This is a genomic window from Paralysiella testudinis (assembly GCF_016894345.1).
GTDB lineage: Bacteria > Pseudomonadota > Gammaproteobacteria > Burkholderiales > Neisseriaceae > Paralysiella > Paralysiella testudinis.
The window spans coordinates 1,525,816-1,540,979 of sequence record NZ_CP069798.1; the positions used below are offsets into that span (position 1 = coordinate 1,525,816).

Here is a 15,164-nt window from a genome sequence, read left to right on the forward strand (position 1 = left end):
GATAGATAGATTGCATTCAGGCAGCCTTGTAAGGCTGCCTGAATTATTTTCAAGATGCAAAAATAATCAGTGCAAATCAAATTATGAAGCGAGCTATGAATAATTTTAAAAAACTGGCCATCATCACCGGCCATAGAGTCGGCTTGGGTCAAGCGTTGGCGCGGCATTATTTGGCGGCGGGCTGGCAGGTATTGGGTTTGTCGCGACGTTTGTGGGCACCAACACCCGGTTTGCAGCAGGTGGCTTTGGATTTGGCCGACAGCGGCGAGCTGGCGGCATGGCTGCAAAGCGCTGTTTGGCAGCAGGCTTTAGCAGGAGCAAGCGAGGTGTTGTTGCTGAATAATGCGGCTACGGTAGAACCTAATGCACTGGTGGGCAAACAGGATGCGGATGCGATTGTGCGGGCGCTGGCGTTGAATATTGCCGCACCCTTGCTGTTGAGCAATGCGTTGCTGGCCGATGCACCTGTAGGCTGCCTGAAAACGATTGTGCACATCAGCAGCGGTGCCGGGCGCCATGCTTATGCCGGTTGGGCTGTGTATGGTGCGACTAAGGCGGCGCTGGATCAACATGCAGCGGTGCTGGCGGCAGAAAATCACCCCAATTTACGTGTGGGCAGCATTGCGCCGGGTGTGGTGGATACGGATATGCAGGCGGCTATCCGCAGCAGTGATGTGGCTGTGTTTCCGCTGCGTGGGCGTTTTGATGAATTGCACCGCCAAGATTTGCTGCAAAGCCCGGTGGCCACGGCGGCACAAATGGCGGCCATGATTGCGGCAGCCGATTTTGGCCAAACCGTGTGTCGGGATGTGCGTGAGCCATAATTGTGCGTGTGCTGAATACGCTATAATCCGCCTTTCGCCCTTGCTTGAGAAAGATGCCTGAATGCCCCCTGCCGATTACCGTGCCCAGTTGGCGCAAAAGCAAGCTTATTTGCTGAACTTGTTTTCTGAATTTGCCTTGCCGCCGCTGGCGGTGTTTGATTCGCCGCCGCAGCATTACCGTATGCGTGCCGAATTCCGCCTGTGGCACGATGGCGGCGATTGCTGCTATGCCATGTTTATGCCCGGGCAAAAACCTTCTGCGGCCAGCTTAATCCGTTTGCATGACTTTCCGGCGGCGCACGAAAACATCAATGCGCTGATGCCCACATTGCTGGCGGCGCTTAAAACACAAACGGTGCTGATTCAACGCCTGTATCAGGTGGAATTTCTGACCACGCTGAGCGGACAAACTTTGGTAACGCTGATTTACCATAAGAAGCTCGATGATGTTTGGGCGGCGGCAGCAAAAAGCATGGCTACCGCATTGGGCATTGACGTAGTGGGGCGCAGCCGTGGCCAGAAAGTGGTGTTGGGGCGGGATTATGTGGTGGAAACCTTGTCGGCAAACGGGCGGCAATACCATTACCGCCAAGTTGAAGCCGGTTTTACCCAACCCAATGCGCAGGTGTGTGAAAAAATGCTGGCTTGGGCTAGCGAAGTAGCCGCGCCTTTGGGCGGCGATTTGCTTGAGCTTTATTGCGGCAATGGTAATTTCACCTTGCCGCTGGCGCAGCATTTCCGCCGTGTGCTGGCCACTGAATTATCCAAAACATCGGTGGCGGCGGCGCAGTGTAGTATGGCCGCCAACAGCATCGACAATATCGCCATTGCGCGTTTGTCGGCAGAGGAGTTTACCCAAGCTTGGCGCGGTGAACGCGAATTTGTGCGCTTGCAGCAGCAAGGGGTAGTGTTGGCCGATTATGCCTTTTCCACGGTGTTTGTGGACCCGCCGCGGGCGGGGATTGATGGGGCTACGCTGGCGTTATTGCAGCAGTTTGACAACATTATTTATATTTCCTGCAATCCGCACACCCTGCGCGACAATGCGGCGCAGCTGGTACAAACCCACGATATCCCCCGCATGGCGCTGTTTGACCAATTTCCGTTTACCGAACATATTGAAGCGGGCATGTATTTTGCCCGGCGCACATAAGCAAAACCCCCTGTTGCGGATACAACAGGGGGTTTTCAGGCAGCCTTGCGCCGATTGGGCGTGTGGTTTACTGGCTCAATACGTCCACCCCCTTGGGCGGGGTAAACGTGAACTGACTGCGCGAAAGATTGGGGCGGGTGTTGAGGTTGTTAAAGCGGATGGTGGTGTTGTTGCCGAAGCTGTCGCGCAGCTGCATGGCGGCCAAGGCGTCGCCGCGAAAGCCGATGCGGATAAATTGGTAGCCGGCATTATTGCTTTTGGGCGTGGCGCGCACATAGTCAATGCCGCCTTCGCTGCCGTCTTCTTTGAGGGTGTAGCTGGCGTCTAGCGCGTTTTTGTTGGACAAAATGGCTGCAGGGCTGTCGCCGATGGTTTGGTTTTGAGCGCGTTTGGTTACTTGCGCCAAGTCTTGATCGTACAGCCAAATGGTGGTGCCGTCGCCCACAATCGTTTGTTTATAGGGCTTGGTGTAATCCCATTTAAACAGGCCGGGACGCAGGATTTGGAAGTCGCCGTGGGTGGTTTGACTACGTTTTTTGCTTTGCACGGTTTGGCTGAAGGTGCCGCTGATGCCGTCGGTGTCGGTGTTGAATTTTTTTAAAGCATCAATGGCAGCGGCATTGGCCAAGCCGATGCTGGCCGATAAGGTTAAGGCCAAAGTGGTTTTAAGCAGGGTTTTGCGGTTCAGTTTCATTAGCACGCGTCCTTTCAAACGGGTGGGTTTATTCGGGCTGATGCGGCATGATATGGGGTTTATGGCCGAAAAAACAGTGTTATTTGGCGGCTATTGCCAATGTAAAGATGGCGTTCGGTGCGCTAATTTGCTGAAAATAAGGCAGATTTAAGCTCGTTCCATGCTGAGTGTTTAACGCATTTTTAAGCCCGGGCTGGGCTATAATGCCGCTTTTGATGCCTGTTTTGCCACTATGCTGATTTACCCCGCTCTCGAAGCGGCCTTGTTGTGCACCGATGCTGCCGATAAATGCCGCCAAACCGCTGCGGTGGCCGCGCATTGCGCTAACACCGAATCGTTGAATTTGCACGCTGCCGCTGCGGCGCTGGATTTTCGCCACGCGGGGCATCCGGCCAAGCCGGAATTGGTGCCGCCCGCGGCGGTGAAAACGCGCAAAATGACCACCGCCGCCGGCTATGCCGCCATGCTGCACGCCATTGCGCATATTGAATTTAATGCCATCAATCTGGCGCTGGATGCGGCTTATCGTTTTCGCAGGCTGCCTGAAACTTTTGTGCGCGACTGGATACGGGTGGCCGCCGAAGAAGCGCACCATTTTGGCTTGATGCGCCAGCGTTTGCAGCATTGGGGTTTTGATTACGGTGATTTCCCCGCCCATAATCACCTGTGGGATATGGCCTACAAAACCGCATTTGATCCCTTGCTGCGCATGGCGCTGGTGCCAAGAGTGCTGGAGGCGCGCGGTTTGGATGTTACCCCCGCTATTCGTGCCAAAATCGCTCAAAAAGGCGATGCCGACACCTGCGCCGTGCTGGATGTGATTTACCGCGACGAAGTGGGCCATGTGGCGGTGGGCAATCATTGGTATCAGTATTTGTGCCAACAGCGCGGCTTGGCACCGGTGGCCTTGTTTCGCCGCCTGCTCGGCCGCTACGATTTATTTGTGTTTCGCGGCCATGTGAATGCCGAGGCGCGCGAGCAGGCCGGTTTTTCGGCTTTTGAGCTGGCCATGCTGGAAAATTTCGAACAAAGCCGCCATGTTGGCGGCCATTGGCCGCAAGCCTTGCAACATTAATTTTCATTATTGAAAGCATCCTACATGAACACCAAAGCCGTTTTATTTGATTTGGATGGCACCTTGGCCGACACCGCACTGGATTTGGGCGGCGCCCTCAACCGCCTGCTCAAACGCAAAGGGCTGCCTGAAAAAGACATGGCCGATATCCGCCCGGTGGCCAGCCACGGCGCCAACGGCCTGATTTTGCTCGGCGCGGGCATTGATAAAGACCATGCCGACCACGCCCATTGGCGGGTTGATTTTTTGGCCGAATACGAAAACGGCTTTGCCAATGAAACCGTGTTGTTTGAAGGTGTGAACGCGCTGCTGGCCGAGTTGGATCGGCGCGGCGTGGTGTGGGGCATCATCACCAACAAGCCGCATATTTTTACCCATCGGCTGGTGCCGCAACTGGGTTTTGTGTGTCCGCCCGCCGTGGTGGTGAGCGGTGACACCACCGCCGAGGCCAAACCGAGCACCAAGCCCATGCTGTATGCGTGCGAAAAAATCGGTATTGAGCCACAGCATTGTGTGTATGTGGGCGATGCCGAACGCGATATGCAGGCAGGCAAAGATGCCGGTATGCGCACCGTGCTGGCCAATTGGGGCTATATCGCCGCCAGCGATAATGTGGCGCAATGGCCTGCGGATGCAGCGATTGATAAGCCGCAGGATTTGCTTAAATTACTGTAACTTCCCTCTGTATTGCACCACAAAACAAGCCATGCCGATTGCGGTGTGGCTTGTTTTTTATGGCAGCTTATCTTATTATCAAGAAAATTTGATATTAAGGATTGATGATGCAATTGGATTGGTGGCTAGGCTTGGCCGGTGGCTTGTTGATTGGTACCGCTGCATCGTTGTTATGGCTGCTGTATGGCCGTATTTTGGGCGTTAGCGGGGTGGTGGCCGGGCTATGGCAGCAAACCGGCGGCGAACTTGCTTGGCGTGTGTGGTTTGTGGCCGGGGTGTTGTTGTCTGGCTTGATTTACCGCTTGAGTTTCGGGCTGCCTGAAATCAGCTTGCCTTATCCGTGGTGGTGGTTGGCGCTGGCCGGTTTTTTGGTGGGCGTGGGCACGCGCATGGGCAGCGGCTGTACCAGCGGCCACGGGGTGTGCGGTTTGGGGCGGCTGTCGGTGCGCTCTGTGTGGGCGGTATTGGTGTTTATTGGCAGCGGCGTGCTCACAGTGGCTTTGCTGCGTCATGTATTGGGGGTGATGTGATACCAACTCTAAAAAACAACCTAACTGCGTTGGCTCACCTTGCCGTACTAGGTGTACTGTCTGCGGCTCGCCGCCTTGTTATCTTATTTTTTAGAATCGGTATGATGCGCATTAGTGCTTTGTTGTTAGGCTTGCTGTTTGGCTTCGGGCTGTTGCTGTCGGGCATGGCCAATCCGGCCAAAGTGCAGGGTTTTTTGGATTGGTTTGGCGATTGGGATGCCACGCTGGCGTTTGTGATGGGCGGCGCCGTGGCGCTGACCTTACCGCTGTTTCAATGGGCAGCCAAACGCTCGCGGCCACTGCTGGCCGGGCGTTGGTATGCACCGGCGGCGCAGGGCATAGACCGGCGTTTGATTTGGGGCAGTGCGCTGTTCGGCATCGGCTGGGGTTTGGCCGGTATCTGCCCGGGGCCGGCCTTGGTGCTGTTGGGCTTGGGGCGTTTAGATGCGCTGGTGTTTTTGGTGGCGATGGTGGCGGGCATGGGCGGCTGGCAATATTGGCAGCACCGGGTGAATTGACACGGCACACAAAAATCCGCACCATGGCTGCCTGAACGTTTCAGGCAGCCTGCAAACCTTAAGGAGACACCATGAATGCCGATTTTGCCACCGCCGATTTAATCGACCTTGCCCCCGATACACCTTCGTGCCAATTGCCCTTGCAACACTTTGGCCGCCGCCCGCGTTTTTGTGGCCGTGTGCGCACGGTGCGTTGTTTTCAAGACAATGGCTTGGTGAAGCAATTGCTGAACAGTCCGGGCAATGGCGATGTGCTGGTGGTGGACGGCGGCGGCTCGCGCTACAGTGCGCTGGTGGGCGATATGATTGCCGAAGCCGCCTGCAGCAATGGCTGGGCAGGGGTGATTGTGCACGGCGTGATTCGCGACAGTGTGGCGATTGGGCAGATGGACTTCGGCATCAAAGCCTTGGGCACCAATCCGAAAAAAAGCGCCAAAGACAGCGTGGGCGAAGTGGATGTGGTGGTGTGTTTTGGTGAGGTTACTTTTACGCCGGGCGATTATGTTTATAGCGATGAAGACGGTGTATTGGTGAGCAAAGCGCCGATTGAGGCTGCCTGAAGCGGAAATATAAATCCTAGGCTGCCTGAAAACCGTTTCAGGCAGCCTCAAACCTTAAACTGAAAACAAAGAAAGATAAGCATGAAAATTTCCACCCAATGGGTAGACGGTTTGTGTTTTGTGGGCAGTACCGAGCAAGGCCACAGTGTGGTGATGGACGGCGCGGCGCCAGAAGCGGGCAAGCGCGGCATCAGCCCGATGGCCATGCTGTTGCTGGGCGTGGCCGGTTGCTCCAGCATTGATGTGGTGAGCATTGCCCAAAAGCAACGCCAAGATGTGCGCGACTGCATCTGTGAAGTGACTGCCAAACGTGCCGACAGCATTCCGAAAGTGTTTACCGAAATCCACCTGCATTTTAAAGTGATTGGTCGTGATTTGGATCAAAGCGCCGTGGCCAAGGCGGTGCAGTTGTCGGCAGAAAAATACTGCTCCGCGTCGATTATGCTGGGCAAGGCGGCGGCAATCAGCCACAGTTTTGAGTGTATTGAAGGCTAGTGCTGTTTTGCCCAAGTCAGGCTGAGACCTTTGCAAAACCGCAGCTCACTTAAGCAACCAAGCCTCGGTTATCCGTTTTCAGCTATTTCGATAAAAATACCCCGTATACCCCTTTGTGGGGGGGTGATTGTTTTGTCACGGGCATGGGGACACCGAAAACGGGTAAAAATTTAATGGAATCAAAAACAAGGCGGAAATTTGGCGGAAATTGAAAATGCAAAAAATTAGCGCAAAAATGATTACTTTCTAGGGTCTGTTCACAATTACTTGTCATAAAGGTAACCACATCACAATGCACCCCAATAAAACCGTACTGTGAAAGTTGCGTTTGAGCTTATCGTAACGGCTGGCAATCGCTCGGAAATGTTTCAAACGGCAAAAGGCATTCTCTACCAAATGCCTGATTTTATATAAATACCAGTCCATGTCTTTATTTTTCTCTTCCCTATTGCTTTTATAGGGAATATTGGCTTTCGCACCGCTTTGCTCTATTTGCTCCCTGGGCCGGTCTGAATCGTAACCTTTGTCCGCATTAACCAACTCAGTTTCGGCAAGGTTGATGTTGTCAAGCAGCTCCGGTGCAACGGTGACATCATGGATATTGCCCGCAGTAACGATAACCTCAATCGGATTGCCTGCAGCATCTACAGCCAGATGAATCTTGCTGGTTCTGCCGCCTCGGCTCATACCGATTGCGTGATCCTCTTGCGCACTGAGCGCTGAGGCGCAGTGTTGGTGGGCACGGATATAACTGCCGTCTATGGCTACCCACTCCAAGTCACTCTCTTGGCTGAGCTGTTTCAAGATTGCAGTAAAAATGCCTTTTTCTGACCAACGGTTATAAGCGGTATAAACAGTATGATACTTGCCGAAATACTCGGGTAAATCCCGCCACGGTATGCCGGTTCTTATTCTGTAAAGTATGCCTTCAAGAATTCTGCGCAAATTGGGTTTGCTATAAATACCCAAATCACGCAGAATAGGGTAACAGCTTCGTCCAATGTTCATCTTTGAGTAGTGTACGGGGCATCGCAGGTGTATTGGGGGGGGTGAGAACTTCCTTTTATGCCTGCGTTTCTTTTTTATTCAAGGGTATGACAAGTAATTGTGAACAGACCCTAAAACCAATAGCGTGTTAATCCGGCATTTTAGCCAATGGCTCCGAAGCGGCCATGGTTGTAATCTTCAATGGCTTGGCGGATTTCGGCCTCGCTGTTCATCACAAACGGCCCGTAGCCCACCACCGGCTCGTTAATCGGCACACCGGAGAGCAGCAGGATTTTGACTTCGGCATCGCCTGCGCTGATGTGTACCGCGCCTTCGCTATGCTCAAAGCCCACGAGTTCGCCGGCACCGGCACGCTCTTTACCGTTGAATGTGGCTTCGCCGCGCAGCACCACGATGGCAAGCTGGTGGCTGGCTGGCACATTAATCACGGCTTCTTTACCGGCATAAATCACGCCGTCCCACACATTCATTTCGCTAAAAGTGTCGGCAGCACCGGCCACGCCGTTGTATTCACCGGCAATCAGGCGCAGGTGGCCGGCGTTGTCGGGCAAGTCCACCACGGCAATATGATCGGCAGCCAAGTGTTGATAGCGGGCGGGGGTGTTTTTGTGTTTGGCGGGCAGGTTCACCCACAATTGCACCATTTCAAACATGCCGCCGCTTTGGCTAAAGGCTTCGGAATGAAACTCTTCGTGAATAATGCCGGCACCGGCGGTCATCCATTGCACATCACCGGCTTTAATCACCCCACCGCCACCGGTAGAGTCGCGGTGCGCCACTTCGCCTTGGTAGGCGATGGTAACGGTTTCAAAGCCTTTGTGCGGGTGCTGGCCCACGCCACGGGCGCGGCCATTGGCCGGGGCAAATGGATAAGGGGCAGCATAGTCGAGCATTAAGAATGGATCAGTGCCGCGGTCTTCGCCCATATGGGAAAACAGGGGTTGCACCCAAAAGCCGTCGCCCACCCAGTGGCGGCTGTTGGCACGGTAGATTTGACGTACATTGCGCATGATTAAAATCCTTTATTGGCGGCACCCGTTGGCCGGGTGCCGAGATGAAAACAGTATGTTTTTTAGTGCAAGCTGCCTGCATGTTTGATCAAGCTGCCGCTGGCTTGGGCGTGGCGCAGTTTGGCCGGGGTAACGTCGTGGCCTTCGCTGTCAACCACGGTAACGGTGGACAGCATATGCTTAATTTGGCCGGTCACTTGGTGGATATAGGCTTGGCGCAAACGGGTGCGCTCGGCCATTTCCGCCGCGCTCAAACCATGCTCGCGGGCTTTGCGGGCCAATTGGTTGATGCGATCCAGTTCGATAATGCGCATGGTGTGCTCCTTTCGTTTGCACGGGCAGCAGGCTGCCTGAAATATGGGCTTCACCAGAATGGTGGGCTTTTTGCTGCATTGGGTGTATTATAGCTGCTACCTATTTTTTGAACAGTACGCACATTTTTTATACCGTAAAAACCCAATGACCACCATAGCCAAACCCAATGATACCGCCCACACCCCCGGCGAATGCCCGGTAAATACCACCTTATCGATTATCGGCGGCAAATGGAAGGTGTTGATTTTGTATAGCCTGAGCCAAGAAACCCGCCGTTTTAACGAATTGCGCCGCCAGCTGCCCGACATTACCCAACGCATGCTCACCTTGCAATTGCGTGAGCTGGAAGAAGACGGCATTGTGCACCGCCAAGTGTATGCGCAAGTGCCGCCCAAAGTGGAATATTCGCTCACCGATTTCGGCCGCACTTTGCTGCCGGTGGTACACGCCATGCACCAATGGGGCACGGCTTATGCCGTCGAATGTGTCAAACACCGTGCCGCAAGCGAACACGCATCAAACTGATGTTTGCAATTGATAACAAAGCCGCCACGGCATAGGCTGTGGCGGCTTTTATACTGATGTTGCCCAACTATTTAAGCAGATATTCGTTAATCAATCTGGATGCTCAAACGGTAGGGGCGCGATTGGCTGTTGTTGCGGGCACCGGCGCGCATCTGCCGCACTTCAATATCATAGAGGCCATCACGCGGCAATACATGGGTGCTGTCGGGCATCATAATGCCTTCAGGCAGCGCGGTAAGCTGACCGCGGCTGTCGACTTGGCTCACGGTGGTGACTGAACCGCCCCGACTTTATAGGAGCAGGTTTATCTTGAGTCAAGCCGCCTTAGCCGACTCTTCCAATTGGCGATAATACGCCATTTCATACTCAGCCGGTGGCACATAGCCGATCGGCTCCAGTAAACGGTGGTGATTAAACCAATCCACCCATTCCAATCTCGCCCACTCCACATCAGCCATCCCCGCCAAGGCCGTTGGGGTGGATGACTTCGGCTTTGTAAAGGCCATTGATTGTTTGGGTCGGCGCGTTGTCGTAAGAGTCACCCTTGGTGCCCACCGAAGCCTTCATCTGTGCCTGCCGCAGCCGCTCGGTGTAACGTATCGACAGATACCGGCTGCCTCGGTCACTGTGGTGGATAACCCCTTTCGGGCACCGGGCATACAAAGCCTGCGCCAATGCATCCATCACCATGTCGGTATCCATCCGTTTTGACACTTTCCAGCCGACAATACGCCGGGCAAAAACATCAATCACAAAGGCGGTGTATACAAAGCCCTGATGGGTGGTTACGTAGGTGAAATCCGCCACCCACAGCTGATTGGGACTCTCGGCGCTGAGCCGGCGTTTCACCCAATCACCTGCCCGTTGCAGTTGGGGGTCGCAAACCGTGGTGCGTTTGCCTTTGCCCCGCCACACACCCTGCATTTGATGCTTGCGCATCAGGTGCTCCACCGTACAGCGGGCAACGCGGTGACCATCCCGTAACAAAGCCCTCCAGACTTTACGTGCACCATAGATTTGGCGGCTCTGTTGCCAGATGTTGCGGATAAGGATAAGCAAATGTTCATCTTTCAGGCAGCGTCGGCTGCGCTGTTGCGGATGTTGGGATTGCTGTTGATGGCGATAGTAGCTTGACGGGGCAATCGGCCGATAACGGCCAAGCCGTTAACGATGTCCGGCGCATCAAGCAACTGGAAAAGAGAATAAAGAATTACAGCGCGCCAATGAAATTCTACGCCTGGCTGTCGCTTTTTTCGCCCGGACGGAACTCGACCGCAAACCCAAGTAATGGTCAACTTTATCAATCGCCACAGAACCGCTTACGAGGTCGAGTCAATCTGCCGCATCCGGCCATATCGGCTTCATGCCGTTTAATCCAGCTGCGCAGGGTTTCGGGTGAACAGCCTATTTTGGTGGCGATGGCGACTATGTTCATCCATTGGGTTGGATATTCGCTGCGTTGCTCTTGTACCAGTCGAATGGCGCGTTGCTTTACTTCGGGTGCGTATTTGCTTTTCATGATGAGATTCTCTCAGAAAGTTGTGTCTCCTGGAATCTCGGGGCGGTTCAGTGGCAGCTGCAGCCACGATCTTTAACCACCGGGAACAGTTCGTAAATCAGGTTCAGCATTACCTGTCTGGCCGGTTCGGCCTTGCCAGGATGGGTGGTTTCGTGGCAATGTACCGGGATGCGCAGGGTAGCCGCCTCTTTATAGGCCTTGGCCGACGGCACTTCGGTTTGCAGTAACTGCTTTTGGCCATCAAGGGAACTGTTGAAGTTTGATTTGGCTTTCGCTTATGTAAATAATGGTTATGTTTGATGATTAAAAATTTAGGCAGCATACTTTTCAGGACACCACCCAATCGGGCTTGTTAAAACGGCAGGAAAGCGCTAAATGGCCAAAAGCAAAACCCAATACCAGTGCAGTGAATGCGGCGGCACCACGCCCAAGTGGCAAGGTAAATGTCCGCATTGCGGCGAATGGAATACATTGGTGGAAGCGGCGGCGCTGCCTGAGCCTGCCAGTGGGCGTTTTCAATCGTGGGCGGCAGAGGCCGGGCAGGTGCAGAGCTTGGCGCAAGTAAGCGCCACCGAGGTGCCGCGCAACCCCACCGGCATGAGTGAGCTGGATCGGGTATTGGGCGGCGGCTTGGTGGATGGTGCGGTGATTTTGCTTGGCGGCGACCCCGGCATTGGCAAGTCTACTTTATTGCTGCAAACCGTGGCGCTGATGGCGCAAAACCGCCGTGTGCTGTATGTGTCGGGCGAGGAATCGGCACAGCAAGTGGCTTTGCGCGCGCAACGGCTGGGGCTGGCTTCCGAGGGCGTTAATCTGCTGGCGGAAATCCGCATGGAAGCGATTGCGGCGGTTTTAAAACAGCATCAGCCGGCGGTGGTGGTGATTGATTCCATCCAAACCATGTATGCCGACGCGATTACGTCGGCGCCCGGCTCGGTATCGCAAGTGCGTGAATGCGCGGCACAGCTCACGCGCATGGCCAAGCAATTGGGCATTGCCATTATTTTGGTGGGGCATGTTACCAAAGACGGCGCCATTGCCGGCCCGCGCGTGCTGGAGCATATGGTGGACACGGTGCTGTATTTCGAGGGCGACCAACACTCCAACTACCGCATGATTCGGGCGATGAAAAACCGCTTTGGTGCCGCCAACGAGCTGGGCGTGTTTGCGATGACCGACAAAGGCTTAAAAGGCGTGGCCAATCCGTCGGCGATTTTTTTGTCCAGCTACCGTGACGACGTGCCCGGCTCGTGCGTGCTGGTAACCCAAGAAGGCTCGCGCCCTTTGCTGGTGGAAATTCAGGCGCTGGTGGACGATGCCCACGGCTTTGCCCCCAAACGCCTCACCGTGGGGCTGGCACAAGACCGGCTGGCGATGTTGCTGGCGGTGCTCAACCGCCATGCCGGCATTGCCTGCTTCGACCAAGATGTGTTTTTAAATGCCGTGGGCGGGGTGAAAATCACCGAACCGGCGGCCGATTTGGCGGTGATACTGGCCATGCTGTCGAGCCACCGCAACCGCCCGCTGCCTCAAAAAATGGTGGCCTTCGGCGAAATCGGCCTGTCCGGTGAAGTGCGCCCGGTAACGCGCGGACAAGAACGCTTAAAAGAAGCGGAGAAGCTCGGTTTTACCCACGCCATCGTGCCGCAAGCCAACCTGCCGCGCCACGCTGCCGATTTTCCCAAGCTGAAAATCACTGGTGTGTCGTCTTTGCAGCAGGCGGTGGATGCGTGCCGGGAAGGTTGAGTTTGTATTGGCTTTCAGGCAGCCCCTTAATTAAAAAAGGAAAACCATGAGCCGTTTCCAACAACAAGGCGCAGTGGAATACGATGGCCGCATCGGCACGCTGGTGCCCGGCTATGCCGCTTTGCATCAAACTAGCGCCGCTTGGCTTAAAGCCACTTTGCCCGCGCAGGCGCGGGTGCTGGTATTGGGCGCAGGCACCGGCGCCGAGGTGTTGGCGCTGGCACAGCAAAATCCCGATTGGCATATTACCGCGCTAGAGCCTTCGGGCGATATGTTGGCGGTGGCGCGCGCCAAATGCGCGGCGGCGCAGCGGCACAATGTGGCTTTTGTGCACGGCTATGCTGAAGATTTGCCCGTAGCAGCGCCGTTTGATGCGGCGCTGTGTTTGCTGGTGATGCACTTTATCGACACCACGGCCGCCAAGCAGCAATTTCTAAACCAAGCTGCAGCGCAACTGGTCGCCGGTGCGCCTTTATTACTGTGCGATTTAATGCAAGGCCACAACATCGAGCGCATGGCAATGGTGCACTATGCCATCGGCCAAGGGCTGCCTGAAAGCCAAGGCGAAGCCTTACAGCGGCGTTTGCAAACTGAATTTTTTGCCCTAAGCGAAGCCGAACTGGCGCGGCTGGCACAGCAGGCCGGTTTCAGGCAGCCTGAAGTGTATTTCCGTGCCCTGGGTTTTGCCGCTTTTGTATTGTTGAAAGCAGAATAGAAGGAAACTTGATGAAAACCATCCAACTCAATGACCAAGCCTTGCCGGTGGCCAATATTTTCTGTATCGGCCGCAACTACCACGAGCACATCCGCGAGCTGGATAATGCCGTGCCCACCGAGCCGGTGGTGTTTTTAAAACCCACTTCGGCCTTGTTGGCAGCGGGCGAAGACATTGTTTTGCCGGCGTTTAGCAACGATGTGCATTATGAATGCGAGCTGGTGGTGTATATCGGGCGTGATGCGCACAACATCAGCGCTGCCGAGGCCTTGGCGCATGTGGGCGGCTACGCCATCGGCTTGGATTTAACCGCCCGCGATGTGCAAAGCGCAGCTAAGGCGCAAGGCCTGCCGTGGACGCAAGCCAAAGGTTTTCGCGGCGCGGCGTGTGTGTCGGCGTTTGTGGCGGCCGCGGCGGTAGACGATATTCAGGCACAGGCGTTTAGCCTGAGTGTCAACGGCCACACGCGCCAGCAGGGCGATAGTGCGCAGATGATTTTGTCGGTGGCGCAGCAAATTGCCTATTTATCGGCGGTGTACGGCTTGCAGGCGGGTGATTTGATTTACACCGGCACGCCGGCGGGCGTGGGCAAAATGGTGGCGGGCGATGAATTGCATTTGCGCTGGCCGCAGCAGGTGGAGGCCACGTTTCGCGTGCGCTAGGCTATTGTGCTTTTGATACCAATTCTAAAAAATAAGATAACAAGGCGGCGAGCCGCAGACAGTACATCTAGTACGGCAAGGCGAGCCAACGCAGTTAGGTTATTTTTTAGGATTGGTATGAGCAGGCATTATGCGCTTTGCTTCTAAGCAAATAGCCGATTGTGCTTTGTGTCAACAGCAAAGGCTTTTACAATAAGCGGTTTCGCCAGCCTGCAAATGGATGCATGGCGCTGGTAATAAATAAGGATTTTAAACATGAAAAAATTATTGGCATTTTCCGCCGTGGCCTTGCTGCTGGCGGCTTGCTCCGGCCAAGACAAAACCAACACCGCCGCGGCCAGTGCCGCTTCGGCACCGCCGGCCACAGCGGGCAATGATTTGCTGGCACGCATCGACAACAAAGGCACGATTACCGTGGGCACCGAAGGCACTTATGCGCCGTTTACCTACCACGACGAATCAGGCAAACTCACCGGCTATGATGTGGAAGTCACCCGCGCGGTGGCCGCCAAGCTCGGCTTTACGGTGGATTTTAAAGAAACCCAATGGGATGCCATGCTGGCCGGTTTGAAAGCCGGGCGCTTTGATGTGGTGGCCAACCAAGTGAGCCTCACCACGCCCGAGCGCCAAGCCACGTTTGATAAATCGGCCGATTACAGCTATTCCGGCCCGATGGCGCTGAATCGGGTGGGCGAAAAAACCTTTGCCGGCGTGGCCGATATTAAAGGCCAATCGGCTGCGCAAACCCTGAGCAGCAATTACGGCGAAATGGCGGTGGCCAACGGCGCCAAAGTGGTGCCGGTAGACGGGATGGCGCAAGCGCTCACGCTGGTGCAGCAAAAACGCGCCGACCTCACCCTCAACGATTCGCTGGCTTTGCTCGACTACTTAAAGAAAAATCCGCAATCAGGCCTGCAAGTGGCTTGGCGCGCGGATAGCGATGGCAAGCTGGGCGCCGGTTTTATCGTCAATAAAGGCAACGACAAGGCCTTGGCCAAAATCAGCGCAGCAGTGGAAGAGCTGCGTAAAGACGGCACTTTGAAAAAGCTGGGTGAAGAATTTTTTGGCGAAGATGTTAGCCAGAAATAAGCCTATTGCTGCTTAAAGCATAATGCCAAGGCTGCCTGAAATGTTTTCAGG

Annotated in this window: 18 protein-coding genes, 1 pseudogene and 1 other annotated feature; of the genes and pseudogenes, 13 read left to right on the forward strand and 6 right to left on the reverse strand. The window is 54.9% G+C overall.

Features of this window, described 5'->3' with window-relative positions; translation table 11 throughout:
• Window positions 1-95: 95 nt before the first annotated feature.
• Together JQU52_RS07945 and trmA are read left to right on the forward strand one after the other, a co-directional pair.
• The gene (locus JQU52_RS07945) at window positions 96-824 is read left to right on the forward strand and encodes an SDR family NAD(P)-dependent oxidoreductase (RefSeq protein WP_230337985.1); all 729 of its coding nucleotides are present in this window, start codon (window positions 96-98) and stop codon (window positions 822-824) included.
• Window positions 825-885: 61 nt separating this feature from the next.
• Window positions 886-1,977, forward strand: coding sequence for a tRNA (uridine(54)-C5)-methyltransferase TrmA (trmA, locus tag JQU52_RS07950; RefSeq protein ID WP_230337986.1), 1,092 nt, complete (start codon window positions 886-888; stop codon window positions 1,975-1,977).
• Window positions 1,978-2,044: 67 nt separating this feature from the next.
• On the opposite strand, the gene lolA is transcribed toward trmA, so the two are convergent.
• Window positions 2,045-2,671, reverse strand: a complete 627-nt coding sequence (lolA, locus tag JQU52_RS07955) for an outer membrane lipoprotein chaperone LolA (RefSeq protein WP_230337987.1) — start codon at window positions 2,669-2,671, stop codon at window positions 2,045-2,047.
• A 232-nt stretch (window positions 2,672-2,903) separates the two neighbouring features.
• Here lolA and JQU52_RS07960 point away from each other — a divergent pair, with 232 nt between their 5' ends.
• From JQU52_RS07960 to JQU52_RS07985, 6 genes are all read left to right on the forward strand, one after another.
• On the forward strand, window positions 2,904-3,746 hold the full coding sequence (locus tag JQU52_RS07960; RefSeq protein ID WP_230337988.1) for a ferritin-like domain-containing protein: 843 nt from the start codon (window positions 2,904-2,906) through the stop codon (window positions 3,744-3,746).
• Between the two features lie 24 nt (window positions 3,747-3,770).
• On the forward strand, window positions 3,771-4,421 hold the full coding sequence (locus JQU52_RS07965) for an HAD family hydrolase (RefSeq protein WP_230337989.1): 651 nt from the start codon (window positions 3,771-3,773) through the stop codon (window positions 4,419-4,421).
• A 104-nt stretch (window positions 4,422-4,525) separates the two neighbouring features.
• A complete protein-coding gene (locus JQU52_RS07970) occupies window positions 4,526-4,951 on the forward strand; it encodes a YeeE/YedE family protein (protein WP_230337990.1) in 426 nt (141 codons plus the stop codon).
• A gap of 101 nt (window positions 4,952-5,052) precedes the next feature.
• Entirely contained in the window at window positions 5,053-5,469 is a 417-nt protein-coding gene (locus tag JQU52_RS07975; RefSeq protein ID WP_230337991.1) for a YeeE/YedE family protein, read from the forward strand.
• 71 nt (window positions 5,470-5,540) lie between these two features.
• Window positions 5,541-6,029, forward strand: coding sequence for a ribonuclease E activity regulator RraA (gene rraA, locus JQU52_RS07980; RefSeq protein ID WP_230337992.1), 489 nt, complete (start codon window positions 5,541-5,543; stop codon window positions 6,027-6,029).
• Window positions 6,030-6,110: 81 nt separating this feature from the next.
• A complete protein-coding gene (locus tag JQU52_RS07985; protein ID WP_230337993.1) occupies window positions 6,111-6,524 on the forward strand; it encodes an OsmC family protein in 414 nt (137 codons plus the stop codon).
• 270 nt (window positions 6,525-6,794) lie between these two features.
• Here the strand turns inward: JQU52_RS07985 and JQU52_RS07990 are convergent.
• The 3 genes from JQU52_RS07990 to JQU52_RS08000 form a co-directional block, all read right to left on the reverse strand.
• Window positions 6,795-7,554 (reverse strand): IS5 family transposase gene (locus tag JQU52_RS07990; RefSeq protein ID WP_230337994.1). Its coding sequence is split into 2 segments (ribosomal slippage): window positions 6,795-7,511 and window positions 7,513-7,554, totalling 759 coding nucleotides; the frame shifts between segments, so codons are not numbered across the junction.
• A 118-nt stretch (window positions 7,555-7,672) separates the two neighbouring features.
• Complete coding sequence (locus JQU52_RS07995) at window positions 7,673-8,542, reverse strand: pirin family protein (protein WP_230337995.1); 870 nt, start codon at window positions 8,540-8,542, stop codon at window positions 7,673-7,675.
• A 62-nt stretch (window positions 8,543-8,604) separates the two neighbouring features.
• Complete coding sequence (locus JQU52_RS08000) at window positions 8,605-8,856, reverse strand: DUF896 domain-containing protein (RefSeq protein ID WP_230337996.1); 252 nt, start codon at window positions 8,854-8,856, stop codon at window positions 8,605-8,607.
• A 145-nt stretch (window positions 8,857-9,001) separates the two neighbouring features.
• Here JQU52_RS08000 and JQU52_RS08005 point away from each other — a divergent pair, with 145 nt between their 5' ends.
• The gene (locus JQU52_RS08005) at window positions 9,002-9,382 is read left to right on the forward strand and encodes a winged helix-turn-helix transcriptional regulator (RefSeq protein ID WP_230337997.1); all 381 of its coding nucleotides are present in this window, start codon (window positions 9,002-9,004) and stop codon (window positions 9,380-9,382) included.
• Window positions 9,383-9,468: 86 nt separating this feature from the next.
• On the opposite strand, the gene JQU52_RS08010 is transcribed toward JQU52_RS08005, so the two are convergent.
• Together JQU52_RS08010 and JQU52_RS08015 are read right to left on the reverse strand one after the other, a co-directional pair.
• Window positions 9,469-9,648, reverse strand: coding sequence for a hypothetical protein (locus JQU52_RS08010; protein ID WP_230337998.1), 180 nt, complete (start codon window positions 9,646-9,648; stop codon window positions 9,469-9,471).
• Between the two features lie 48 nt (window positions 9,649-9,696).
• Window positions 9,697-10,904 (reverse strand): annotated as a pseudogene (locus JQU52_RS08015) (IS3 family transposase).
• Window positions 10,628-10,746 (forward strand) — a sequence feature (AL1L pseudoknot). It overlaps the preceding pseudogene by 119 nt.
• Window positions 10,905-11,276: 372 nt before the next feature.
• Here JQU52_RS08015 and radA point away from each other — a divergent pair.
• The 4 genes from radA to JQU52_RS08045 all read left to right on the forward strand — a co-directional run bounded on the left by radA (window position 11,277) and on the right by JQU52_RS08045 (window position 15,113).
• Entirely contained in the window at window positions 11,277-12,647 is a 1,371-nt protein-coding gene (gene radA, locus JQU52_RS08030; RefSeq protein ID WP_230338000.1) for a DNA repair protein RadA, read from the forward strand.
• Between the two features lie 46 nt (window positions 12,648-12,693).
• Window positions 12,694-13,362, forward strand: a complete 669-nt coding sequence (locus JQU52_RS08035; protein ID WP_230338001.1) for a class I SAM-dependent methyltransferase — start codon at window positions 12,694-12,696, stop codon at window positions 13,360-13,362.
• A gap of 11 nt (window positions 13,363-13,373) precedes the next feature.
• Window positions 13,374-14,024, forward strand: a complete 651-nt coding sequence (locus tag JQU52_RS08040; RefSeq protein ID WP_230338002.1) for a fumarylacetoacetate hydrolase family protein — start codon at window positions 13,374-13,376, stop codon at window positions 14,022-14,024.
• A gap of 255 nt (window positions 14,025-14,279) precedes the next feature.
• Window positions 14,280-15,113 carry a transporter substrate-binding domain-containing protein gene (locus tag JQU52_RS08045; protein WP_230338003.1) on the forward strand — a complete coding sequence of 278 codons (834 nt, stop codon included), beginning with the start codon at window positions 14,280-14,282 and terminating at the stop codon, window positions 15,111-15,113.
• The last annotated feature ends 51 nt before the right edge of the window (window positions 15,114-15,164 follow it).

Bases quoted from the DNA above. Each gene is read 5' to 3' on its own strand.
- JQU52_RS07945 (WP_230337985.1), top strand. From the start codon at position 96: ATGAATAATTTTAAAAAACTGGCCATCATCACCGGCCATAGAGTCGGC.
- trmA (WP_230337986.1), top strand. From the start codon at position 886: ATGCCCCCTGCCGATTACCGTGCCCAGTTGGCGCAAAAGCAAGCTTAT.
- lolA (WP_230337987.1), bottom strand. From the start codon at position 2,671: ATGAAACTGAACCGCAAAACCCTGCTTAAAACCACTTTGGCCTTAACC.
- JQU52_RS07960 (WP_230337988.1), top strand. From the start codon at position 2,904: ATGCTGATTTACCCCGCTCTCGAAGCGGCCTTGTTGTGCACCGATGCT.
- JQU52_RS07965 (WP_230337989.1), top strand. From the start codon at position 3,771: ATGAACACCAAAGCCGTTTTATTTGATTTGGATGGCACCTTGGCCGAC.
- JQU52_RS07970 (WP_230337990.1), top strand. From the start codon at position 4,526: ATGATGCAATTGGATTGGTGGCTAGGCTTGGCCGGTGGCTTGTTGATT.
- JQU52_RS07975 (WP_230337991.1), top strand. From the start codon at position 5,053: ATGATGCGCATTAGTGCTTTGTTGTTAGGCTTGCTGTTTGGCTTCGGG.
- rraA (WP_230337992.1), top strand. From the start codon at position 5,541: ATGAATGCCGATTTTGCCACCGCCGATTTAATCGACCTTGCCCCCGAT.
- JQU52_RS07985 (WP_230337993.1), top strand. From the start codon at position 6,111: ATGAAAATTTCCACCCAATGGGTAGACGGTTTGTGTTTTGTGGGCAGT.
- JQU52_RS07995 (WP_230337995.1), bottom strand. From the start codon at position 8,542: ATGCGCAATGTACGTCAAATCTACCGTGCCAACAGCCGCCACTGGGTG.
- JQU52_RS08000 (WP_230337996.1), bottom strand. From the start codon at position 8,856: ATGCGCATTATCGAACTGGATCGCATCAACCAATTGGCCCGCAAAGCC.
- JQU52_RS08005 (WP_230337997.1), top strand. From the start codon at position 9,002: ATGACCACCATAGCCAAACCCAATGATACCGCCCACACCCCCGGCGAA.
- radA (WP_230338000.1), top strand. From the start codon at position 11,277: ATGGCCAAAAGCAAAACCCAATACCAGTGCAGTGAATGCGGCGGCACC.
- JQU52_RS08035 (WP_230338001.1), top strand. From the start codon at position 12,694: ATGAGCCGTTTCCAACAACAAGGCGCAGTGGAATACGATGGCCGCATC.
- JQU52_RS08040 (WP_230338002.1), top strand. From the start codon at position 13,374: ATGAAAACCATCCAACTCAATGACCAAGCCTTGCCGGTGGCCAATATT.
- JQU52_RS08045 (WP_230338003.1), top strand. From the start codon at position 14,280: ATGAAAAAATTATTGGCATTTTCCGCCGTGGCCTTGCTGCTGGCGGCT.